Source organism: Biostraticola tofi (assembly GCF_004343195.1).
Lineage (GTDB): Bacteria > Pseudomonadota > Gammaproteobacteria > Enterobacterales > Enterobacteriaceae > Biostraticola > Biostraticola tofi.
Map to the genome: position 1 here is coordinate 107,154 of NZ_SMCR01000009.1, position 21,703 is coordinate 128,856.

At 52.5% G+C, this 21,703-nt stretch carries 19 protein-coding genes and 1 pseudogene; 8 read left to right on the top strand and 12 right to left on the bottom strand.

What is annotated here, in order from left to right; translation table 11 throughout:
• Positions 1 to 103 precede the first annotated feature (103 nt).
• Entirely contained in the window at positions 104 to 1,795 is a 1,692-nt protein-coding gene (locus EDC52_RS16295; protein ID WP_131866764.1) for an AsmA family protein, read from the top strand.
• 98 nt (positions 1,796 to 1,893) lie between these two features.
• Here the strand turns inward: EDC52_RS16295 and fabY are convergent, their stop codons facing one another.
• The 5 genes from fabY to typA form a co-directional block, all read right to left on the bottom strand.
• The gene (gene fabY, locus EDC52_RS16300; protein ID WP_131866766.1) at positions 1,894 to 2,838 is read right to left on the bottom strand and encodes a fatty acid biosynthesis protein FabY; all 945 of its coding nucleotides are present in this window, start codon (positions 2,836 to 2,838) and stop codon (positions 1,894 to 1,896) included.
• A gap of 47 nt (positions 2,839 to 2,885) precedes the next feature.
• Positions 2,886 to 3,323, bottom strand: a complete 438-nt coding sequence (dtd, locus tag EDC52_RS16305) for a D-aminoacyl-tRNA deacylase (RefSeq protein WP_131866768.1) — start codon at positions 3,321 to 3,323, stop codon at positions 2,886 to 2,888.
• Complete coding sequence (locus EDC52_RS16310; protein WP_131866827.1) at positions 3,323 to 4,189, bottom strand: virulence factor BrkB family protein; 867 nt, start codon at positions 4,187 to 4,189, stop codon at positions 3,323 to 3,325. Before EDC52_RS16310 ends, dtd begins: the two co-directional genes overlap by 1 nt.
• A 35-nt stretch (positions 4,190 to 4,224) precedes the next feature.
• A complete protein-coding gene (gene yihX, locus EDC52_RS16315; RefSeq protein ID WP_131866770.1) occupies positions 4,225 to 4,812 on the bottom strand; it encodes a glucose-1-phosphatase in 588 nt (195 codons plus the stop codon).
• A 208-nt stretch (positions 4,813 to 5,020) separates the two neighbouring features.
• Entirely contained in the window at positions 5,021 to 6,832 is a 1,812-nt protein-coding gene (gene typA / locus EDC52_RS16320) for a translational GTPase TypA (protein WP_131866772.1), read from the bottom strand.
• A gap of 361 nt (positions 6,833 to 7,193) precedes the next feature.
• Here typA and glnA point away from each other — a divergent pair, with 361 nt between their 5' ends.
• The 4 genes and pseudogenes from glnA to EDC52_RS20115 form a co-directional block, all read left to right on the top strand.
• Positions 7,194 to 8,603: a glutamate--ammonia ligase gene (glnA, locus tag EDC52_RS16325; RefSeq protein WP_131866774.1), complete on the top strand. Its 1,410-nt coding sequence runs from the start codon at positions 7,194 to 7,196 to the stop codon at positions 8,601 to 8,603.
• A 134-nt stretch (positions 8,604 to 8,737) separates the two neighbouring features.
• The gene (gene glnL, locus EDC52_RS16330) at positions 8,738 to 9,787 is read left to right on the top strand and encodes a nitrogen regulation protein NR(II) (RefSeq protein WP_131866776.1); all 1,050 of its coding nucleotides are present in this window, start codon (positions 8,738 to 8,740) and stop codon (positions 9,785 to 9,787) included.
• Between the two features lie 8 nt (positions 9,788 to 9,795).
• Positions 9,796 to 11,208 (top strand): nitrogen regulation protein NR(I), encoded by a 1,413-nt coding sequence (glnG, locus tag EDC52_RS16335; protein ID WP_131866778.1) that lies wholly within the window; start codon positions 9,796 to 9,798, stop codon positions 11,206 to 11,208.
• Positions 11,209 to 11,307: 99 nt separating this feature from the next.
• Positions 11,308 to 11,400: pseudogene (locus tag EDC52_RS20115) on the top strand (YshB family small membrane protein); the annotation flags it as partial.
• Between the two features lie 55 nt (positions 11,401 to 11,455).
• Here the strand turns inward: EDC52_RS20115 and hemN are convergent.
• Positions 11,456 to 12,829 carry an oxygen-independent coproporphyrinogen III oxidase gene (gene hemN / locus EDC52_RS16340; protein WP_131866829.1) on the bottom strand — a complete coding sequence of 458 codons (1,374 nt, stop codon included), beginning with the start codon at positions 12,827 to 12,829 and terminating at the stop codon, positions 11,456 to 11,458.
• A gap of 185 nt (positions 12,830 to 13,014) precedes the next feature.
• Positions 13,015 to 13,545, bottom strand: coding sequence for a Der GTPase-activating protein YihI (gene yihI / locus EDC52_RS16350; protein ID WP_131866782.1), 531 nt, complete (start codon positions 13,543 to 13,545; stop codon positions 13,015 to 13,017).
• A 326-nt stretch (positions 13,546 to 13,871) separates the two neighbouring features.
• On the opposite strand from yihI, the gene yihA reads away from it, so the two are divergent.
• Positions 13,872 to 14,483 carry a ribosome biogenesis GTP-binding protein YihA/YsxC gene (gene yihA, locus EDC52_RS16355; RefSeq protein WP_230468079.1) on the top strand — a complete coding sequence of 204 codons (612 nt, stop codon included), beginning with the start codon at positions 13,872 to 13,874 and terminating at the stop codon, positions 14,481 to 14,483.
• A gap of 38 nt (positions 14,484 to 14,521) precedes the next feature.
• Here yihA and EDC52_RS20525 read toward each other — a convergent pair whose 3' ends face one another.
• The 5 genes from EDC52_RS20525 to EDC52_RS16375 all read right to left on the bottom strand — a co-directional run bounded on the left by EDC52_RS20525 (position 14,522) and on the right by EDC52_RS16375 (position 20,328).
• The gene (locus EDC52_RS20525; protein WP_071892919.1) at positions 14,522 to 14,569 is read right to left on the bottom strand and encodes a spot 42 RNA, inhibition of DNA synthesis; all 48 of its coding nucleotides are present in this window, start codon (positions 14,567 to 14,569) and stop codon (positions 14,522 to 14,524) included.
• 164 nt (positions 14,570 to 14,733) lie between these two features.
• On the bottom strand, positions 14,734 to 17,520 hold the full coding sequence (polA, locus tag EDC52_RS16360) for a DNA polymerase I (protein ID WP_131866785.1): 2,787 nt from the start codon (positions 17,518 to 17,520) through the stop codon (positions 14,734 to 14,736).
• Positions 17,521 to 18,338: 818 nt separating this feature from the next.
• Positions 18,339 to 18,962, bottom strand: coding sequence for a thiol:disulfide interchange protein DsbA (gene dsbA, locus EDC52_RS16365; RefSeq protein ID WP_131866787.1), 624 nt, complete (start codon positions 18,960 to 18,962; stop codon positions 18,339 to 18,341).
• A 21-nt stretch (positions 18,963 to 18,983) separates the two neighbouring features.
• A complete protein-coding gene (locus EDC52_RS16370) occupies positions 18,984 to 19,970 on the bottom strand; it encodes a serine/threonine protein kinase (RefSeq protein ID WP_131866789.1) in 987 nt (328 codons plus the stop codon).
• Positions 19,971 to 20,058: 88 nt separating this feature from the next.
• Entirely contained in the window at positions 20,059 to 20,328 is a 270-nt protein-coding gene (locus tag EDC52_RS16375) for a YihD family protein (protein ID WP_131866791.1), read from the bottom strand.
• A gap of 110 nt (positions 20,329 to 20,438) precedes the next feature.
• Here EDC52_RS16375 and mobA point away from each other — a divergent pair, with 110 nt between their 5' ends.
• On the top strand, positions 20,439 to 21,044 hold the full coding sequence (mobA, locus tag EDC52_RS16380) for a molybdenum cofactor guanylyltransferase MobA (protein WP_131866793.1): 606 nt from the start codon (positions 20,439 to 20,441) through the stop codon (positions 21,042 to 21,044).
• Between the two features lie 15 nt (positions 21,045 to 21,059).
• Complete coding sequence (gene mobB, locus EDC52_RS16385; protein WP_131866795.1) at positions 21,060 to 21,584, top strand: molybdopterin-guanine dinucleotide biosynthesis protein MobB; 525 nt, start codon at positions 21,060 to 21,062, stop codon at positions 21,582 to 21,584.
• Positions 21,585 to 21,703 lie beyond the last annotated feature (119 nt).

Sequence of the window (21,703 nt, forward strand, 5' to 3'; positions counted from 1 at the left end):
CAGCGGCTTTTTATTTTAACCCTGGATTTGCACTCGCCCCTTGAGATAGCCAGTCATTTCCGGCATAAACACAGTATCGCTTTCATCGGGACTGGACCAGGCAATGAAATTTATCGGGAAAATATTGTTATCGCTACTATTGGTCCTAGTGCTGTTTATCGTTTTGATATATGTACTGCTGCAAACATCCTGGGGTGCCGGCTGGATAGGCAAGCTGGTCACTCGCCACAGCAATTATCAATTATCCCTGGGTAAAATCGACCATAGCTGGTCAAAGCTCAGCGAGCTGGCTTTTGATAATATTGCTTTTGGTCAGAAAGAGCGGACGCCGACGCTGGTGGCCAAGCGGCTGGTTGCAGGGTTCAGCAGCCGCCAGCTGACCGACCCTTACCATTTTGAACGCATCAGGCTGCAGGACGGCACACTAAACCTTGATCCCGCCTCGCTGGCATTTCCTCTCCAGGCAGACGTGCTGCAGTTGAACGGCATGGCGGTGCAATCCCCTCACGGCGAGTGGCATCTCAATGGCCAGAACGTCAGCGCCGGCATTACCCCCTGGAAACCGGAAAATGGCTTTCCTTTGGGCCGTAGCGCCCGCTTCGAACTCAGCGCCCGCTCATTGACGCTTAACGATATGCCGGCCGAAAATGTCCTGGTCAGGGGAAACATAAACAATCAGCAGCTGACGCTGGATGATGTGGGCGCCGACCTGTCCCAGGGACAGTTAACCGGCAATGCCCGTCGTGAGCAGGATGGCAGTTGGCAGGTCGACAATCTGCGCCTCAGCAACGTCCGCATGCAGACCGAACTGTCGCTGGAGCAGTTCCTGAAGCAGATTTCACGAGTGCCAAAAATTACCATTCATCGCTTTGACCTGATAGACGCCCGCATGGAAGGCAAAAGCTGGGCCTTCAGCGATCTGGACTTATCGCTGCGCGACATAACCTTTCAGCAGGGGGACTGGTCCTCCGAGGATGGCAACCTGTCTTTCAATGCCAGCGAACTGGTCAGTGGTCCCATACATCTCTCCGATCCGATAGCCAGCATGAATTTTTCACCGTCGGGTATCACCATCGGGCAGTTCAGCGGCCGCTGGGAAGGCGGGTTGATGCGCACCGCCGGCCAGTGGCTGCGTGATGGCAAGCGTCTGGTGCTAGATGATTTCATGATGGCCGGACTCGAATACACCCTTCCTGCCGACTGGCGGCAAAGCTGGCAGAAACCACTGCCGGCCTGGCTTGCCGGGGTAGCGGTCACCAAGCTGACGGCCAGTCGCAATCTGCTGATTGATATTACCCCCTCGTTTCCGTTTCAGGTCACCGCACTTGACGTCAGCGCCAGACAGCTGGAACTGGTTCGTGACCATCGCTGGGGGATCTGGTCTGGCAATCTCAACCTGAACGGCAGCGATGCAACCTTCAATAAAATTGATATCCGTCGGCCTTCCCTGGCGCTCAAGGCAGACGAGGGAAAAATCGCCATCAGTGAAGCCAGCGCCTTTGCCGGATCGGGCCTGGTCGAGCTCAGCGGTTCGGTAAGTCAACAGCCGGAACGGGCCTTCACATTGCGACTGTCCGGGCGATCTGTACCGGTAAATCTGATGGAAAACTGGGGCTGGCCGGCGTTGCCGCTGGCAGGCAATGGCAATTTGCAGTTAAACCTGAGCGGTAGCCTGGCGGGATCAACATCTTTCAAAGAGTCGATCAGCGGTCAACTGCGTGCAGTGGATACCCGCGGCAACAGCATCAACCAGACCATGGTAAATGGCGATGTTTCAGCCAGCGACGCACCATAGCGGCCCGGCAGCCGGGCGGTGCATTCCGCCTGCAGGCCTGGGTATCTCCGGCCTGCGCTCAAGCGTTGCAGGGGCACCAGCCCAGATGTGGTAAACCGTCAGATAATGGCCTGGGAGCCGCCCCGCTCCAGAGGCTTATCCGGGGAAGGCGGCAAAACCAGGTAAACGCCTTCGAAAATCGCTCCGCGAGAATCATTGCCGAACATTTCAACCTCCAGCTGGACCCGGGCTTTGCGTCCGCGCGCCAGTCGATCCAAGTCCCCGCTCAGCGATCCCAAGTCCGCAACCGCGCTCGGCCTGCCGGTTACCGGGGTAAGGTAACGGATATGCGCATCCGCCAGGATAATCGTGCCGCCAAGGTGGCGCTCTCGCAGCAAAAGCCAGATAAGACCCCATCCGGTCAGGGTCGCCAGTGAAAAGAGACTGCCGGCAAACAGGGTATGATGAGGATTCTGGTTACCGGTCTCAGGCATAGTGGTCATGAACTTCTGGCCGGTGTACTGGCTGATGCGCACGCCCATTTTCTCACTCAGCGGAATATGCTCATACCAGGCTTGCTGCAGTTGGCCGCACCAGTCTGGCCGATGCAGGATATCATCCAGGGTGGCTATCGGTTTTATCATCAGAAAATGCCTGATGGGTGTCGTTGAGGGAACGGTGATCTCGCCCTGGTTGATAAAACCCAGTTTGGAAAAGAACTCGACCGCATCTTCGCGGGCGCTGCAGACTACCCGCTTGACCCCTTCCTGGCGCGCTACAGACTCCAGGGTCATCGCCACCAGCGTTCCCAGCCCTTTATCTTGCACATCAGGATGAACCGCCAGGAAGCGGATAGAGGCCTCATTATCGGCGTTAACGTACAACCGTCCGACCGCGACCGGTCTGCCCTGTTCATCAACCACCATCTGATGATGGGCGGTCACGTCATAAGCATCCCTTTCGGAACCCATCGGCTGGTGCAATGGCTTGCGTAACATTTCCCAGCGAAACTGATAGTACTGGTTCAGCTCTTCATCGGTCTGCGGTACACGCAAGTGATACATGCCACTCTCTCTCTTATAATTACCTGACGTCGCATCGGCCACGCCATTCACGCTTCAAGCCAGAAGGTTACCGGACCGTCATTGACCAGGCCCACCTGCATATCAGCCGCGAACCGCCCGGTCTGGGTTTCAATGCCGGTCTGTCGACAGCAATCAATAAATAGCTGATATAAATGCTCGGCGCTGACAGGAGAAGCGCCGCGGGAAAAACCGGGCCTCAGACCTTTGGAGGTATCCGCCGCCAGTGTGAACTGCGACACCACCAGCAGGCTGCCGCCGGACTGCTGGACGTTAAGGTTCATCTTCCCTTGCTCATCGGCAAAAATGCGATAGGCAAGCACCCGTTCACACAGCTTGGCAGCGTTGCGCTCATCATCGTTTTTTTCTACGCCCAGCAAAACCAGCAGACCCGGGCCGATTTTTCCCACTGTTTCGCCGGCGATATCCACATTGGCACTGCTTACCCGCTGCAGCAAGGCTATCATTACGGTTTAAGCTCCCTGTTACCTGATTCAGACCGATCGCGATGCCGGTGTTCCGCAAGTGAGACGGTAATTTCCGCCCCCAGCAATACAATACACCAGCTTACGTAGACCCAGAGAAATAAGATGGGAATGACGGCGAGCACGCCATAAATGAGCTGGTACGATGGAAACAGGGTGATATACAGGCCGAAAATTTTTTTACTCAGTTCAAACAGTAAACCGGCCACCAGCGCCCCGGTCAGCGCATCCCGTGCCGGCACCCGCACGGTAGGCACCAGGCTGTATAGCATCCAGAATGAAGCGCATGACAGCAGCAGTGGCAACACGCGCAAAGCGACGTCCTTGAAGGTGGAGATGCCGGTATTGTTAAGCCAGTTCAGTGAAAGCAGATAAGAGCTCACCACCATGCTGGCGCCGGCCAGCAGGGGGCCAAGAGTAAGCACCATCCAGTAAACGGCGAACGAAATCACCACCGGGCGTTTTTTCTTACTGCGCCAGATGATATTCAACACTGAATCCACCGAATAAATCAGTAGCAAAGCAGTGACGATAAGACCGCAGGTGCCGACTGCAGTCATCCGGCTTGAATTGAGGATAAACTGTTCCAGATAGCGCTGGATGACATCACCGGTCGCCGGCATGAAATTGGTAAAGATGAATTGCCTCAGTTGGATGCTGACTTCTGAAAATACCGGGAATGCGGCGAAAAGCGCAAAAATAACGGTGATAAGCGGCACCAGCGACAGCAATGAGACATAAGCCAGATGACCCGCCAGCACGCTGATATCATCAGCGTAGGCGCGCTTTATCAATAATTTGAAGAAGGTCAGCAACGGCGTCATTTTTTTGAGATTAAGACGACTCATCATCATGACCTCCCCCGGTAAAAGACAAAAGTGACTCAGGCAAAATAGGCGGGCACCACATTCTTGTCCGTGACGAGAATACATTCCAGTCCAACAGCCTCAGCGCCGGCAATATTATCGGCATTATCATCGAAAAACACTGCATCGCTGGCCTCGACGCCTTCTTGTTCCAGCACGTAACGGTAGATTTCCGGCTCAGGCTTACGCATGCCCAGGTCCTGGGAGAGATACAGCTTATCCACATTCTGCTGGACTTCCGGGTACTGGCTTGGCCAGAAGCTGCAGTGCAGCCGGTTGGTATTGGACAATATCACTACCCGCTGTCCCTGTTCGCGCAATCGGCGGGCGATATCGATGACCTCGGGACGCACGCCGACGAACACCGCCTGCCAGCCGGCGGTAAACTGTTCAAAGCTCAGTGCGATGCCCAGTTGATGGCAAATACGCCCGGCAAACTCTTCGTCGGTAATATCGCCGCGCTCATGCAGTTCAAAAGCTTCATCCATGACGAATTGTTTTTTCAGCGCCGCCAGCGGTACCCGGCTGAGATCACTCCAGACACCCAATACACGATTAAAATCGATATCGATGACAACGTTACCTAAATCAAAGATATAAAGCATGGTTCCCTCCTCTGGTGGAATGGTGCAGTTCAATGTAGCCGGAAATGCTCCAACTGAACAGCAATGAACCCGCATCATTCAGACAACCAGGGCCTGTAAAACGGAATATGAGATCAAAAGCCGGGTCTGGCAAGGAAAGAGGAGGGTAATGCAGGCAAAAAAAAACCAGTCAACAACGTTGACTGGCATTGATAACAGGTCGGAACGATTAAGAACGGTTGGCGCGCTTACGTTCGTTTTCAGTCAGGTAACGTTTACGCAGACGAATGGACTGAGGAGTCACTTCCACCAGTTCGTCGTCGTCAATGAATTCCAGCGCCTGTTCCAGAGACATTTTAATCGCCGGAACCAGGGTGGTGGCTTCATCGGTGCCAGAGGCACGCATGTTGGTCAGTTTCTTACCGGTCAGGCAGTTTACCGTCAGGTCGTTAGAACGGGTATGAATACCGATGATCTGACCTTCATAAACTTCAGCACCGTGTCCAAGGAACAGACGACCACGATCCTGCAGGCTGTAAAGAGCATAGGCAACCGCTTTACCCTGGCCGTTGGAAATCAGAACGCCATTCTGGCGCTGGCCGATTTCACCCGGGCGTACGTCATCATAGTGACTGAACGTGGAATACAGCAGACCAGTGCCTGAAGTCATGGTCAGGAATTCGGTACGGAAACCGATAAGACCACGGCTAGGAATGATGTAATCCAGACGGATACGTCCCTTGCCATCAGGCAGCATGTCGCGCATGTCACCCTTACGGATACCCATGGCTTCCATGACCGGGCCCTGATGTTGCTCTTCGATGTCCAGAGTTACCTGTTCGAATGGTTCCTGCTTCGCGCCATCAACGGTACGGAAAATAACTTTCGGACGGGAAACGGCGATTTCAAAACCTTCACGGCGCATGTTTTCGATAAGAACAGAAAGATGCAGTTCGCCACGGCCTGAAACACGGAAGGTATCCGGGTCTTCGGTTTCTTCAACCCGCAGTGCCACGTTGTGCACCAGCTCCTTGTTCAGACGCTCAAGGATTTGACGAGAGGTGACATACTTGCCTTCTTTACCACAGAACGGCGAGGTATTTACGCCGAAGGACATGGATACGGTAGGCTCATCGACGGTCAGCGGAGGCAGAGCTTCGACCTGAGCCTGATCGCAGATGGTATCGGAAATGTTCAGTTCGCCCAGTCCGGTAACCGCAATGATGTCGCCGGCTTCAGCCAGTTTGGACTCGATACGCAGCAGGCCCATGTGGCCCAGAACCTGACCCACTTTACCGTTACGACGCTTGCCTTCGGTGTCGATGATGGTAACAGCCTGGTTGGGTCTGACTGAACCGCGCTTGATGCGGCCGATGCCGATAACACCAACATAGCTGTTGTAGTCGAGCTGTGAGATCTGCATCTGGAACGGACCATCGCTGTCAACGTTAGGCGCTTCAACTTTTTTAACAATCGATTCGAACAGCGGGGTCATGTCTTCAGCCATGTTCTCGTGTTCATAGCCAGCGATACCCATCAGCGCGGAAGCATAAATGATGGGGAAATCCAGCTGTTCGTCGGTGGCGCCAAGGTTGACGAACAGGTCGAATACCTGATCAACGACCCAGTCAGGGCGCGCGCCAGGGCGGTCGACCTTGTTGATGACAACGATAGGCTTAAGACCATAGGCAAATGCCTTCTGAGTCACAAAGCGAGTCTGGGGCATAGGCCCATCCATGGCGTCGACCAGCAGCAGCACTGAGTCAACCATGGACATTACGCGTTCAACCTCGCCACCGAAGTCGGCGTGTCCTGGGGTATCAACGATGTTGATACGGTAATCCTGCCAGTTGATGGCGGTGTTTTTTGCGAGGATGGTAATCCCACGCTCTTTCTCCAAATCGTTGGAGTCCATTACGCGTTCTGTAGCGTCGTTACGGTCACCCAGTGTTCCGGATTGTTGCAACAGTTTATCGACCAATGTAGTTTTACCATGGTCGACGTGCGCGATGATGGCGATGTTACGCAAATTTTCGATCACAACTTTGCCTCAGGCATTAGAAATAGCGCGTTATTGTACACGGAATAGACGAGGGACTAAACAAGATCGCGCTGTTCTCTGCATTTGCGTCATTTTATTTGCTTTGACGTCCCATAATCGGTGCAATATCGTGCACCGACACATCTATTGCACCAATTTGGTGCTGATATCCGCACCAAATGCACTACTATAGAGCCTGGCAACCAAACTGGTGCAGGCTAATCTTTGCCAAAACATCGAATCGGGGCGCGTTGAGCAGCTAATTTAAATGTTGGCACAGTTTTAGCTTTAGTCTAACCAGCTAAATAAATCCACTTGAATTCGTTCCAAGACGACACTGACACATCCGGGAGAAATAAGTATGTCCGCCGAACACGTTATGACGATGATTAAAGAACACGAAGTAAAATTCGTCGACCTACGTTTCACTGATACCAAAGGGAAGGAACAGCACGTTACCATACCTGCCCATCAGGTAGAGGAAGATTTCTTTGAAGAAGGTAAAATGTTCGACGGCTCTTCAATTGGCGGCTGGAAAGGCATTAATGAATCCGACATGGTGCTGATGCCCGATGTGACCACGGCGGTCATGGACCCGTTCTATGAAGATTCTACCCTGATTATCCGCTGCGACATCCTCGAACCGGCGACCATGCAGGGCTACGATCGCGACCCGCGCTCCATCGCCAAGCGTGCTGAAGATTTTCTGAAATCGTCCGGCATTGCCGATACCGTGCTGTTCGGGCCGGAACCTGAATTCTTCCTGTTTGATGACATTCGTTTCGGTTCCTCGATTTCCGGCTCACACGTTGCCATTGATGACATCGAAGCGGCCTGGAATACCGGCAAAGTCTATGAAGGTGGCAACAAAGGTCACCGCCCGGGCGTCAAAGGCGGCTATTTCCCGGTTCCGCCGGTCGACTCCTCACAGGATTTGCGTTCAGCCATGTGTCTGACCATGGAAGAAATGGGTCTGGTCGTTGAAGCTCATCACCATGAAGTCGCCACCGCGGGACAGAACGAAGTGGCTACCCGCTTTAACACCCTGACCAAAAAAGCGGACGAAATCCAGATTTACAAATATGTCGTTCACAACGTCGCCCATGCTTTCGGTAAAACAGCCACCTTTATGCCAAAACCGATGTTCGGCGATAACGGTTCAGGCATGCATTGCCATATGTCGCTGAATAAAGACGGCAAAAACCTGATGTCCGGTGACAAGTACGGCGGCCTGTCCGAATTAGCGCTGTTCTACATCGGCGGTGTTATCAAGCATGCTAAAGCCATCAACGCCCTGACCAACCCTTCAACCAACTCTTACAAGCGTCTGGTCCCGGGTTATGAAGCACCGGTTATGCTGGCTTACTCTGCCCGCAACCGTTCAGCTTCAATTCGTATTCCAGTGGTCGCCAGCCCGAAAGCCCGCCGTATCGAAGTGCGCTTCCCGGACCCGGCCGCCAACCCGTATCTGGCATTTGCCGCTCTGCTGATGGCTGGCCTGGATGGCATCATCAACAAAATCCATCCTGGCGATGCCATGGACAAGAACCTGTATGATCTGCCTCCGGAAGAAGCGAGCGAAATCCCGACCGTCGCCGGCTCCCTCGAGGAAGCGCTGAACGCACTGAGAGATGACCATGAGTTCCTGACGCGTGGCGGCGTATTTACCGATGATGCCATCGAAGCCTATATCGCATTGCGCAAAGAAGAAGATGACCGCGTCCGTATGACTCCGCACCCGGTTGAATTCGAACTTTACTACAGCGTTTGATCCCTGTTTTTTGTTGCCGTGGACACTTTTTAGCCCATCTTCGGATGGGCTTTTTTCTCAACAACGCTTGCGCAAGCCATGCGTAATATGACCCGACTCACATTAAGCACTTTAGTAGTGCGGGAGACTGCTTTATGGCAACAGGCTCACTGCCCGACGCTGGGCAGATCCTTAACTCATTGATTAACAGTATCCTTATACTGGATAACGATCTCGCCGTACATTATGCCAACCCGGCGGCGCAGCAGCTTCTGGCCCAGAGTTCTCGTAAACTCTTTGGTACGCCGCTGCCCGAATTGCTGGGGTATTTTTCACTGAATATAGATTTGATGCGTGAGAGCCTGATTGCAGGTCAGGGATTTACCGACAATGAGGTCACCCTGGTGGTGGATGGCCGCGCTCACATACTCTCTCTGACCGCTCAGCGCCTGCCCGAAGAGTACATTCTGCTGGAACTTGCGCCGATGGATAACCAGCGTAGATTGAGTCAAGAGCAGCTTCAGCACGCTCAGCAGGTGGCGGCGCGTGACCTGGTACGCGGTCTGGCGCACGAGATAAAAAATCCGCTTGGTGGGTTACGGGGCGCGGCGCAGTTACTGGCAAAAGCCTTGCCCGATCCGGCATTAATGGAATATACCAAAGTCATTATTGAACAGGCGGATCGTCTGCGTAACCTGGTCGACCGCCTGCTGGGACCGCAGCAACCGGGGATGCACGTCACCCAAAGCATTCATCAGGTAGCCGAACGGGTATTCCAGCTGGTTTCGTTGGAAAAGCCCGACAATGTGACCTTGATTCGCGATTACGATCCCAGTCTCCCCGAACTGGCCCATGATCCGGATCAGATGGAGCAGGTATTGCTTAACATCACCCGCAACTCGCTGCAGGCGCTTGGAAAGGAAGGGGGCAGCATTACCCTGCGCACACGCACCGCATTTCAGTTGACGCTGCATGGAGTGCGCTATCGCCTGGTGGCGCGTATTGATATTGAAGACGATGGTCCCGGCGTACCTGGGCATCTACAGGATACCCTATTCTACCCCATGGTCAGCGGTCGTGAAGGGGGCACCGGTCTGGGCCTGTCCATTGCCCGCAGTCTGATTGATCAAAATTCGGGTAAAATTGAGTTTAACAGTTGGCCGGGTCACACCGAATTTTCGGTTTACCTGCCTATTCGCCAGTGAGGTTCGCAATGCAACGAGGGATAGTCTGGATCGTCGATGACGATAGCTCCATCCGCTGGGTGCTTGAACGCGCACTGACTGGAGCCGGTTTGACCTGCACGACTTTTGAGGGGGGTGGTCAAGTGCTGGAAGCACTGTCTACCCAGACCCCGGACGTGCTGTTGTCGGATATACGGATGCCCGGTATGGACGGCCTGTCATTACTTAAGCAGATCAAGCAGCGTCATCCCATGCTGCCGGTCATTATCATGACCGCCCATTCGGATCTGGACGCCGCCGTCAGTGCCTATCAGCAAGGGGCTTTTGATTATCTGCCCAAGCCTTTCGATATTGATGAAGCGGTTGCCCTGGTTGAGCGCGCCGTCAGCCATTATCTGGAGCAACAGCAGCCTGCCCGCAGCCAGCCCGCCAGCGGTCCTACCGCCGATATTATCGGTGAAGCGCCAGCCATGCAGGATGTGTTTCGGATTATCGGCCGGCTGTCGAGATCGTCGATAAGTGTACTGATAAACGGCGAGTCAGGCACCGGGAAAGAATTGGTTGCCCATGCGCTGCACCGCCACAGCCCGCGCGTCAAGGCCTCGTTTATTGCACTGAATATGGCGGCGATCCCCAAGGATTTGATTGAATCTGAACTTTTTGGTCATGAAAAAGGGGCGTTCACCGGCGCCAACCAAATCCGCCAGGGCCGGTTTGAACAGGCGGACGGCGGTACGCTGTTCCTGGACGAAATCGGCGATATGCCGCTGGATGTGCAGACGCGGTTGCTGCGCGTATTGGCTGACGGACAGTTTTATCGGGTCGGCGGCTATGCCCCGGTCAAGGTCGATGTCCGTATCATTGCCGCGACCCATCAAAACCTGGAGCTGCGCGTCCAGGAAGGCAAGTTTCGCGAGGATTTATTCCATCGTCTGAACGTTATCCGCGTCCACTTGCCGCCGCTGCGTGAACGCCGTGAGGATATCCCGCGCCTGGCGCAGTATTTCCTGCAGGTTGCGGCCAAGGAACTCGGGGTAGAACCTAAAAACCTTCATCCGGAAACGGAAACTGCGCTGACCCGCCTGGCGTGGCCGGGCAATGTTCGCCAACTGGAAAATACCTGTCGCTGGCTGACGGTGATGGCGGCCGGACAGGAGGTCTTAATCCAGGATTTACCGCCGGAACTGTTCGAGACCACCGCTCCTGACGCCACGGTACCGTCGCTGCCGGACAGTTGGGCTACCCTGCTGGCGCAATGGGCCGATCGGGCATTGCGTTCCGGCCATCAAAACCTGTTGTCCGAAGCGCAGCCTGAAATGGAAAGAACATTACTGACTACCGCCCTGAGACATACCCAGGGGCACAAGCAGGAAGCCGCCAGGTTGCTGGGATGGGGAAGAAACACCCTGACGCGGAAACTGAAAGAGCTTGGCATGGAATAACCTCACTGCTGTCATTTCGTACTTTAGATGCCGGGCTGCGACAGTATGCATGGGTCGCTAACCCGGGAGGACCACCATGCTGGATTCACTCTCGGGACACAGGGGACAAACGTGGCCGCCGCTTTGGGCCATACGCCTAAGGCTGCTGTGGCCGCCATCCTCTGCGCTGCGCTGATTGATTTTCTTCAATAAAAAACACCGCGCTGATATCGCTATTGGGGCGGTGTTTTAGCGTATCAGGCCAATGCTAAATGACGCGCGAAAACTGACGCTGCCGCTGGGCCTGGCGCAGATAAACGTCAAAGCACATGCAGACATTACGAATTAGCAACCGTCCCTTGGCGGAAACGCTTAATTCCTGCTCACCGATAGTCACCAGCCCATCGCGCTCAAGGGGCTTGAGCATCGCCAGATCTTCCTTAAAGTACTCACCGAAGCGAATGCCGTAACGGTTTTCACAGGGGGCATATTCCAGCCTGAACTGGCAAATCAGCGACTTGATGATATCTCGCCGCAGGCAGTCATCTTTACTGAGCGATACGCCGCGCCACAATCCATTACCCTGCTGTTCAACGCTTTGCAGGTAGCTTTTCATCTCTTTCTGGTTCTGAACGTAACTATCCCCGATCATACTTATCGCAGAAATTCCCATTCCCAATAAATCACACTCGCCCTGAGTGGTATATCCCTGGAAATTGCGATGCAGTTTGCCTTCGCGCTGGGCTATCGCCAGTTCATCGTCAGGCTGGGCAAAATGGTCCATGCCGATAAACTGATAGCCCGCCTCGGTCAGGGTCGCAATGGTGTGTTGAAGGATTTCCAGTTTTTGCGCTGGGCTGGGCAAATCCTGCTGTTTGATTTTGCGCTGGGCGGCAAACAGCTGCGGCATATGGGCATAATTGAACACGCTCAGCCGCTGCGGACCAAGGCTTACCACCCGCTCAAGCGTATGCTCAAAACGTGCCAGAGTCTGTCGCGGCAGGCCATAGATCAGATCGATATTGGTGGATCCAAAGCCTAATTTCCTGGCCCTGTCGACCAGAGAAAAAATCAGCGCCTCATCCTGTTCCCGATTAACCAACTGCTGGACTTGGGGATTGAAATCCTGCACCCCCATACTGATGCGGTTAAAGCCCTCATGGTAAAGGTGATCCATCATCTCCAGCGCAATATCGCGTGGGTCTATTTCGATTGACAGTTCGGCGGCAGGCGCAAAATCAAACTGTTGACGCAAAAGACTCATGAGGCGCGAAATCTGCCCCGGCTGGAGAAAAGTCGGCGTTCCGCCGCCCCAGTGCATCTGGGTAACCTGACGTCCTTTAAACAGCGCAGAACGGGAGCGTATTTCCTGTTCCAGCGTATCCAGATAGGCTTCCACTTTCCCGCTGTTGCGGGTAACGATTTTATTGCAGCCGCAGAAATAGCAAAGTTTATGGCAAAACGGAATATGCAGATACAGCGACAGCGGCCGCGCCGGATAGCGGGCTACCGCCTGTCTGAAATTCGGCTCGCTGAAGTTTTCAGTGAACTCGAGCGCAGTGGGATAAGAAGTATAGCGGGGTCCCGAATGATTGTATTTCTGTATCAGATCCGCATCCCACTCGATAGCAGGCACCAGCATCATAATGACTCCTCCCCCGGATATGTTCTGCCGCGGCGCCTGGGGGGGTGCGCCGGACGCCGTCCCGCTACCCGGGCGGAACGCAGCCGCTTTTTGCGTAGCGAAAGCCGCCAAAGCTTGCTAAATGCCCACGCCAGATAACAGGCCAGGGGCACGAGAAACGTCAAGAGTAGCGGATTCACCGGTCAGAATTTATCTTTGTGATGGCCACGTTTGAGCAGTTGCAGCATGTCTTCGTTCTTTTGTTCTTCTTCTTCATCGTCATCTTCGATTTCAATGCCCAGTTTGGTCATCAGTTGATCGATACGATCCAGCGTCTCGTCCACATAAGTCTGGTCTGTCTCACTCAGGGTTTCATCCTGTTCCAGCTTTTGCAGCAGTTCATCAAGGCGGTCATCATTTTCCAGTAACTTCAGCTCCTGCGCAGCAGTCAGTACTACTTCAGGCTCGGCGATTTTCCTGGCCGGCACACTGGTAGGGGCATCGGCAAGCAACGGCACCGGCTTTTTGCTGCCTAAACGGCTGTCTTTCTCAGCGCCGCCCTGTTTGCCGCCGGCTGACCTGTTGCCTTCCTGGGCACGTGAGCCTGATACCAGTCCCCGGTGTTTTTTCTGACGCTTACGGTCGCGGGCTTCGATATTCAGCTCTTCCCGGCTCTTGCGTTTGTTTTTTGCGACGGCGGGCTTTCCCCGGCTGCCTTTTACTGATGGGTTCATGATGTCTGCTCTTGAATGATGATAATTAAGTATAGAATTGCGGCGGAATCTATCAGAAACACTACCAATAAAAAAGGCGGCAGTTGAGCTGCCACCATTCAGTGAAGGTGCTCCGCAAAAGTAGCCCTTCCGGCGACAAACCAGACCGACCTTACCTGCCCGATGGCTTGTCGCTGTAATGATGATTTATTCTACTCCATCCTAAACCGGATAGTTAGACTGTAATTTCACAACAGTGCTCATCCCGCCCTGTTTTTCCGCTATAATCGCCGAAATAGGCCATTTTGATTGAGAGGAAGAGTTTGACCACTTCATACAACTACCACATGACGCATTTTGTCATGAGTGCTCCGGATATTCGTCATCTACCCGTCGATACCGGTATCGAAGTCGCTTTTGCCGGCCGTTCCAATGCCGGGAAATCAAGTGCGCTCAACACCCTCACTAATCAAAAAAGCCTGGCCCGTACCAGTAAAACCCCTGGCCGAACTCAGCTTATCAACCTGTTTGAGGTAGAAGATGGCTGCCGCCTGGTTGATTTACCGGGCTACGGTTATGCCGAGGTGCCAGAAGAATTAAAACGCAAATGGCAGAAGGCGCTGGGGGAATATCTGCAAAAGCGCGACAGCCTCAAAGGGCTGGTGGTACTAATGGATATCCGCCATCCGATGAAGGACCTTGACCAGCAGATGGTAAGCTGGGCGGTAGACGTGAGCCTTCCGGTACTTATCCTGTTGACCAAAGCCGATAAACTCGCTTCCGGCGCCCGCAAAGCGCAACTGAAAGAAGTAAGGGAATTCGTGCAGGACGTTGGCGGGGATGTTGAAGTTGAGATGTTTTCTTCGCTGAAAAAGCTGGGAATCGATAAACTTCGCGCCCGTCTGGATCACTGGTTCAGCCAGCCTCAAATTGTCCCGGACGAAGATAGCGCCCAATAAAAAACGCCCCAGCCAATAATGACTGGGGCGGCTAATATTTAGCCAAATCCGATTACGTGAAGTAAAAGGTCTGAAAGATAGAACATCTTACCTCTGTACCCTACGTCTTTAACTTTACCTTATTTTCATTGCGGGAAAAAGCGTTTTTTGTAGTTTAATTTCATACGCTATCTATTTTTAGCTTAATAAAGACAACCTTTATCACATATTCTTGTAGCTTAATTACAAAAAAAGCTTATTCTTTCGCCACTTAGTGAGCTTGATCCCAATTCTCACCCATACCTACATCCACCTGCAACGGAACGTCGAGGCTGAAACACTGTTCCATCAGGCGTTTGATATGACCAGCCGCCTGGTCTGCCGCCTCTTTAGCCACTTCGAACACCAGTTCATCATGTACCTGCATGATCATCTTGACCGGCGGCTGCTCGAATAGCAGCCAGGCATCAATGGCTATCATCGCCCGTTTGATGATATCAGCTGCGGTACCCTGCATCGGCGCATTGATCGCCGCACGCTCAGCGCCTTTTTTACGCATACCGTTGCTGCTGTGAATATCGGGCAGATACAGGCGACGACCGTCCAGGGTTGAGACATAGCCCTGTTCATTGGCCTGCTTACGGGTACGCTCCATATAGTCGAGCACGCCAGGATAGCGCTCGAAATAAAGATTCATGTATTTTTGCGCTTCCGATCGCGGCACAGAAAGCTGTCTGGCAAGTCCAAAGGCGCTCATACCGTAAATAAGCCCGAAGTTAATGGCTTTGGCACTGCGGCGCTGTTCGCCGCTCACCTTATCGAGCGGCAGGCCGAACACTTCCGCCGCAGTGGCGCGGTGAATATCCTTGCCTTGGGCAAAAGCGTTAAGCAGCCCTTGGTCGCGGGAGAGGTGCGCCATAATGCGCAACTCGATCTGCGAATAGTCCGCAGCGACGATGACCGAGCCCTCAGGCGCAATAAATGCCTGGCGGATACGGCGGCCCTCGTCATTTCGCACCGGAATATTCTGCAGGTTAGGATCACTTGAAGACAGTCGGCCGGTCGCCGTTATTGCCTGATGATAGGAAGTATGGACTCTGCCTGACAGCGGATTTATCATCAGCGGCAGCTTGTCGGTATAGGTCGACTTCAGCTTGGCCAGCCCGCGATGTTCCAGAATACATTTTGGCAGCGGGTAATCCAGGGCCAGTTCGGCTAATACTTCTTCATTGGTTGACGGCGCACCGCCGGGTGTCTTTTTCAGGATTGGCAGCTTCTGCTTTTCATACAGGATTGCCTGCAGTTGCTTGGGAGATGACAGATTAAAGGGCTCCTCAGCCAACAGGTGAGCTTCTTTTTCCAGTTCACCCAGCCGTTTGGTCAACTCAACCGAGTGGGCAGAAAGAATTTTTTCATCGATAAGTACCCCGGTACGCTCAATACGCGACAGTACCGGCACCAGCGGCATTTCGATTTCTTCGAAGACCTTTTTCAGTTCTGCTTCTTTTTCTATGCGCGGCCAGAGTCTTTCATGCAGACGCAACGTGACGTCCGCATCTTCAGCGGCATAAGGAGCGGCCTGCTCCATGGCAATCTGATTAAACGTCAGCTGCTTTTTACCCTTGCCGGCGATGTCTTCAAAACCAACGGTTTTGTGCTTCAGATAGCGATCGGCCAGGCTATCCATATCATGCCTGCCTGAAACGCTGTCCAGTACATAGGACTCCAGCATGGTATCGAAAGCGATTCCGGCAAGTTCAATGCCGTAACGCAGCAGAATACCGCGGTCAAATTTCAAATTCTGACCGATTTTCTTGACTGAGGGGTCTTCGAGCAGTGGCTTAAGCACCGCCAGTACCTGGTCTCGGTCCAGTTGATCGGGCGCATCGATATAGTCATGTCCCACCGGCAGGTAGGCGGCTTCACCCGCCGCTACGGCGAAGGACAGGCCCACCAGATTGGCGCTGAGCGTATCCAGACCATCGGTTTCGGTATCAAAGGCAAACACCCCCGCCTGTTTGATGCGGTCGATCCACAGCCCGAGGCTCTGGATGTCGTAGATGACCTTGTAGCCATCTTGGGATAGCTGCACCGCGTCCTCGTCGAGGGTAGGTATCGATGGCGCGGCCGTTCCGGGCGTTAGCGTCTGAGGGCTTTTCTTACCCTGCAACCACTTGCCGGACTCCAGATCCGATAACCAGCGCTTGAATTCGTAAGTGTGAAACAGCTTTTGCAGCTCAACGACATCAGGTGCATTGACCGTCAGCTGATCAAAGGGCAGCTCAAGCGGGACATCGGTCTTGATGGTGGCCAGCTGATAGGAGAGAAGCGCCAGTTCTTTATTCTGCTCCAGTTTGGGCGCCATGGTTTTAGCGCCGCGAAATGAGAGAGTCGCCACTTTATCAAGGTCGGCATAGATATCTTTCAGACTGCCAAGACCCTGCAGCAGCGCCTGCGCTGTTTTTTCACCCACACCCGGCACGCCAGGTATATTGTCAGAGCTGTCGCCCATTAAAGCCAGGTAATCGATGATAAGCGCCGGCGGTACGCCAAATTTATCTTCGACTTCCGCCGGGCCCAGCACTGTATTGGACATCGTGTTGATCAGGGTGATTTTCTCGGACACCAGTTGAGCCATATCTTTGTCGCCGGTACTGATAAGTACCGATCTGCCGGCCCGCTGAGCTTCAAGCGCCAGCGTGCCGATAACATCATCCGCTTCCACGCCGGTGACCGCCAGTAGGGGCAGTCCCATCGCTTTGACCATATTGTGCAGCGGCTCTATCTGGCTGCGAAGATCATCAGGCATCGGTGGGCGATGCGACTTGTAATGCTCAAACAGTTCGTCACGAAAGGTTTTCCCCTTGGCATCAAAAACGATTGCTACGTGGCTGGGCTGATATTGCGCCAACAGGCTTTTGAGCATGTTCAATACGCCATACATCGCCCCTGTGGGCTGTCCGGTGCTGTTGGTCAATGGTGGGAAAGCGTGGTATGCACGATAAAGGTAGGATGAACCATCAACCAGAATAAGCGGATTATCAGCGATTTGAGCCATAGCGTATTTCGTTCTTTTTTAGTCATTGGTCAGAAGGGTAGGATGCCATAAGCGGCAACCGGCGACGTACACTAGGGTAGCACATGGCGGTTAAAAATACTGACCTCTGCGCAAGCCAGTTTGTCAGCACCCGGCAGCGTACCTGAGCCATATCACAGGTATTTCAGATATTGAATACCAGCGAACCGGTTCAATGATGCGCAGATCGTTAGCATTTGCTTTTCATCATTCTATTTAGCAGTAAAGGGGATTGCCATGGTTTCCTTTCCTTGGCATCTGATGCTGCCAAATGTGGCATTCAGTTAAAAAATTTAGGATTGCTGAAGCTTAACCCATCAAAAAAATCAGCATCGTCTACCTTATTATGCAGCTGTAGCTACAGCCTGACGGCTGTCACGGCGATTAAAAAGGCATACAATAGTATAAATTCTGTTTACATAATTAAGAGATAAATGGCGAAGCAAGACTGCGCCTAAGGCGGATAAATGTGTATGCGTTTTGTGGATAACTTTGTGAGTAAAAAATCTCACTCATCTTTCGATATTAATAAAGGGATTATAAAAAACATAAATATACATAAAAATCATATAGATAAAAAGGATCCATCTAGTCAATCTTATATATTGCCGCGATCAAATCATTGTGGATATAACACGCTGATTTAACCATTACGATCACCGCTTTTTGATAATCGGCTATTAGGATCCGCGGGGTATAGAGCAACATTACTGTAGGTCGAGCGTGCGGTGACAAGATCCTTAGCGGGATATTAAAAACGCCGGCAATCACCGGCGTAAGGAAACATGTGCTTCAAATGATTATTTTTGTGTCAGTAAATACTTAACGACATCAGCGAATTGTTTTACATATACATCCATTGATGAGGTATCAAGACCGTCGTTTTTGACCATATATTTACCATTAACAAACATGGCAGGCACCCCACGCAATTGAAGATCTGCAGCGGCCTTCTCCTGCTGGACCACCAGGGATTTCACGACAAAACTATTCCATGCGGAATCATATTCCTGAGCGCTCACCCCAGCTTTGACAAATACATCGCGAATATCATCAGGAGTTTGTAGAGTTTGTGTTTTCTGCACCGCATCAAACATCAGCGGGGTGACTTTATCTTCGACACCCAGAGCTATCGCAACGGCCCAGGCTTGAGTCAGTTGTTTACCCATAGGGCCAAGGAAATCTACGTGGTAGCGGGTCATTTTAGTGCCCGCCGGCAGTGATTTTTTTACCCCTTCGGAAATATGATAAACCTGCTCGAATTGATAGCAGTGAGGGCAATAGAATGAGAAAAATTCCAGTACCTGAGGCTCGCTGGTCGCCTGCTTATCAAGCTCAACATATTGCTGACCTTCAGTGAATTGTGCAGCCGATGCACCGAACGCCAGAAAAATGCCGACTAACGCGAACCAAAACTTTTTCATGATAATACGCTCTCCATATGTTTAATATATTGGCATCAGCTGCAGCGGGGGTTGTTGCAGCAGCTTTCTTTGCTCGTTGAAAATATGATGTTGCTGAGACCAGAAATCAGTCTCTTTCATCCACGGAAATGCATGAGGGAACGCGGGATCGCCCCATCGGCGGCTGACCCATGCCAGGTAATAGACCATTCTCATTGCTCTGAGCGGTTCAATCAGTGCTAATTCCCGCGGATCAAAATCCATAAACTCATTATAAGCATCCAGCAGCAGGGATAATTGATAAAGCTGATCCGAGCGATCGCCATTTAATAGCATCCACAAGTCCTGCACTGCAGGTCCATTACGCGCATCATCAAGATCGACAAACATCGGTCCATCACGCCAGAGAATGTTGCCGGCGTGAAGATCGCCATGAAGACGTATGTTATGCCAATCAGTGGTCCAGAGTGCTTTCACATCAGCGATAAGCAAGTCTACCGTGGCAAGAAACAAGGCCTTTTGTTTTCCATCGACCAGTTGACTTTGCTCCAGCTCAATCCTTGATTGATCCAGGTACTCATCCACGCCGATGGTCGGTCTGGCAACAAAGCTTCGGGCGCCGTTATGACGATGGATGCGACCCATAAAGCGCCCTACCCATTCTAGCTGCTCATCATTGTCCTGCTCGAATTGGCGTCCACCAACGCTTGGGAATACCGCAAAATGGAAACCCTGATGAAAGTGTAAAGTTGTTCCATTAATGCGCAATGGCGGGACGACAGGGATCTCTGCGGCCGCCAGTTCCAGAGAAAGTTCATGCTCTTCTTGGATCTGTTCAATTGACCAGCGTTCCGGACGGTAGAATTTCACCACATAGCGTTTTCGGTCTTCATCCAGAAACTGATAAACCCGGTTCTCGTAGCTGTTGAGTGCGGTTAATCCTGAATCCACAGCTAAACCGACCCCCTGCAGGGCGTCCATTATCAGATCAGGCATCAAAGTCTTGAAGTTAAATGCTGTCAGGTTCATAAACCGCTATTATTCAATTAAATATATGGCACTCATGCGTAGGCTGTAGACCGGCACAGCCGCTGAATGTTCATTTAAGGACAATTATTTACTCTTTGATAATGCCCCGGGCACGCAATATCGCGCTTTTGAAATCTTCCTCATAATCCTTTTTCAAGCCAGGTATGGCATCCGTTTTAGCGGCATCGCGCATTTTAAGATGATAAATTAACATGTCATCAGTAAGACCCGGCAGAGAATCTTTGTATCCGGCCTCATCTGCAAGCTTTTGCAAAAACTGCAGCAGGTTAAGATCTGAGTCCTTTTGCCAGGCAGGCTGTAGCAGTTCAATAAGCTCGTTAACGCGATGAGTTTTCATTAGCAGTCCCTTTTTAACATCGGTAATAATGTATCAAGATTTGCGGGTCAGGATAACTCTCCTTGCCCGGCATGCATTCAAACATTGTATCTTAATATGTGAGCCTGCCTATGTGCGTTTACAGAGAATTGGCACCATCGTTCCCATCACCGCCTGATATTACCGGCGTTATATTGGCCGGGGGGCGATCAACCCGAATGGGGGGAGAAGATAAGGGGCTCAAGATACTGCATCGGCAGCCGTTGTTCAGCCATGTCCTTGCCCATCTCGCTCCTCAGGTGCAGGGTATAATGATCAATGCCAACCGCAATATGGAACGCTACCAGCAAGGTGGATTTCAGGTATTCCAGGATACGCTGCCTGGCTTTCCAGGGCCGTTAGCCGGTATGCTGGCCGGCCTGATGGCAGCGCCTAACGAATGGTCAGTATTCGTGCCCTGTGATGTACCGGTGTTTCCCCAGGATCTGGTTCAGCGCCTTTGGCATGGTAGAGGCGATTCATTGGCAAGCTTCGTCGGCAATGGAGGGCGGGATCATCCGACATTTGCATTACTTCACCGGGCCTTGGTACCGGAACTTGAGAACTATCTGGGACGGGGAGAACGTAAAGTCATGCTGTTTCTCAATCTTATCCACGCCCGGCGGGTAGTCTTTGATGACCCTTATCCGGCTTTCGCTAATCTCAATACGCCCAAGGACTTGCAGAACTGGGCGTAATCAAGGAACAACAGCATGGAAACAGCTCATCCGCCAATGCTTGCCATTACCGCCTACAGTGGTACCGGCAAGACAACACTTTTGAAAAAGCTGGTGCCGTTGCTAGGGCAGGCAGGTATTAACGTTGGCATTATCAAACATACTCATCACCAGGTAGATGTGGATACACCAGGAAAGGACAGCTACGAATTGCGAAAGGCGGGTGCCAGACAGACCATGGTGGCAAGTGACTCCCGCTGGGCCTTGATGACTGAAAATGAACGCCAGCAAATGCCCTCACTTAGCTGGCTGGCTAGCCGGATGGACCCTGCACTGGTCGATCTTATCCTGGTAGAAGGTTTTAAACATGAGCCGGTCAGCAAGATAGCGCTTTTTCGCTCGGCTATAGGTAAGGACTTGCATCCGCTTATCGACCACCATGTCATTGCCGTTGCCAGCGATCAAAAGCTGGCTATCACTCTGCCGGTATTGGATATCAACCAGCCTCAGGCTATCGCCGAATTCATTGTTTCCTGGCTGCAGGCGCAGCGGCTTTGCTGAAAGACGGGGCGGCTTTTTCGCAGGCAAAGAAAAAGCCCTCTGCTTTCGCAGAGGGCTTCGTCAATTGGATGCCTGGCAGTTCCCTACTCTCGCATGGGGAGACCCCACACTACCATCGG

Coding starts and splice junctions, on each gene's coding strand:
- glnG (WP_131866778.1), top strand. CDS start 9,796: ATGCAACGAGGGATAGTCTGGATCGTCGATGACGATAGCTCCATCCGC.
- yihX (WP_131866770.1), bottom strand. CDS start 4,812: ATGCTTTATATCTTTGATTTAGGTAACGTTGTCATCGATATCGATTTT.
- dsbA (WP_131866787.1), bottom strand. CDS start 18,962: ATGAAAAAGTTTTGGTTCGCGTTAGTCGGCATTTTTCTGGCGTTCGGT.
- polA (WP_131866785.1), bottom strand. CDS start 17,520: ATGGCTCAAATCGCTGATAATCCGCTTATTCTGGTTGATGGTTCATCC.
- glnA (WP_131866774.1), top strand. CDS start 7,194: ATGTCCGCCGAACACGTTATGACGATGATTAAAGAACACGAAGTAAAA.
- yihI (WP_131866782.1), bottom strand. CDS start 13,545: ATGAACCCATCAGTAAAAGGCAGCCGGGGAAAGCCCGCCGTCGCAAAA.
- EDC52_RS16310 (WP_131866827.1), bottom strand. CDS start 4,189: ATGAGTCGTCTTAATCTCAAAAAAATGACGCCGTTGCTGACCTTCTTC.
- glnL (WP_131866776.1), top strand. CDS start 8,738: ATGGCAACAGGCTCACTGCCCGACGCTGGGCAGATCCTTAACTCATTG.
- EDC52_RS16295 (WP_131866764.1), top strand. CDS start 104: ATGAAATTTATCGGGAAAATATTGTTATCGCTACTATTGGTCCTAGTG.
- yihA (WP_230468079.1), top strand. CDS start 13,872: ATGACGCATTTTGTCATGAGTGCTCCGGATATTCGTCATCTACCCGTC.
- mobB (WP_131866795.1), top strand. CDS start 21,060: ATGGAAACAGCTCATCCGCCAATGCTTGCCATTACCGCCTACAGTGGT.
- dtd (WP_131866768.1), bottom strand. CDS start 3,323: ATGATAGCCTTGCTGCAGCGGGTAAGCAGTGCCAATGTGGATATCGCC.
- hemN (WP_131866829.1), bottom strand. CDS start 12,829: ATGCTGGTGCCTGCTATCGAGTGGGATGCGGATCTGATACAGAAATAC.
- fabY (WP_131866766.1), bottom strand. CDS start 2,838: ATGTATCACTTGCGTGTACCGCAGACCGATGAAGAGCTGAACCAGTAC.
- mobA (WP_131866793.1), top strand. CDS start 20,439: ATGTGCGTTTACAGAGAATTGGCACCATCGTTCCCATCACCGCCTGAT.
- EDC52_RS16370 (WP_131866789.1), bottom strand. CDS start 19,970: ATGAACCTGACAGCATTTAACTTCAAGACTTTGATGCCTGATCTGATA.
- EDC52_RS16375 (WP_131866791.1), bottom strand. CDS start 20,328: ATGAAAACTCATCGCGTTAACGAGCTTATTGAACTGCTACAGCCTGCC.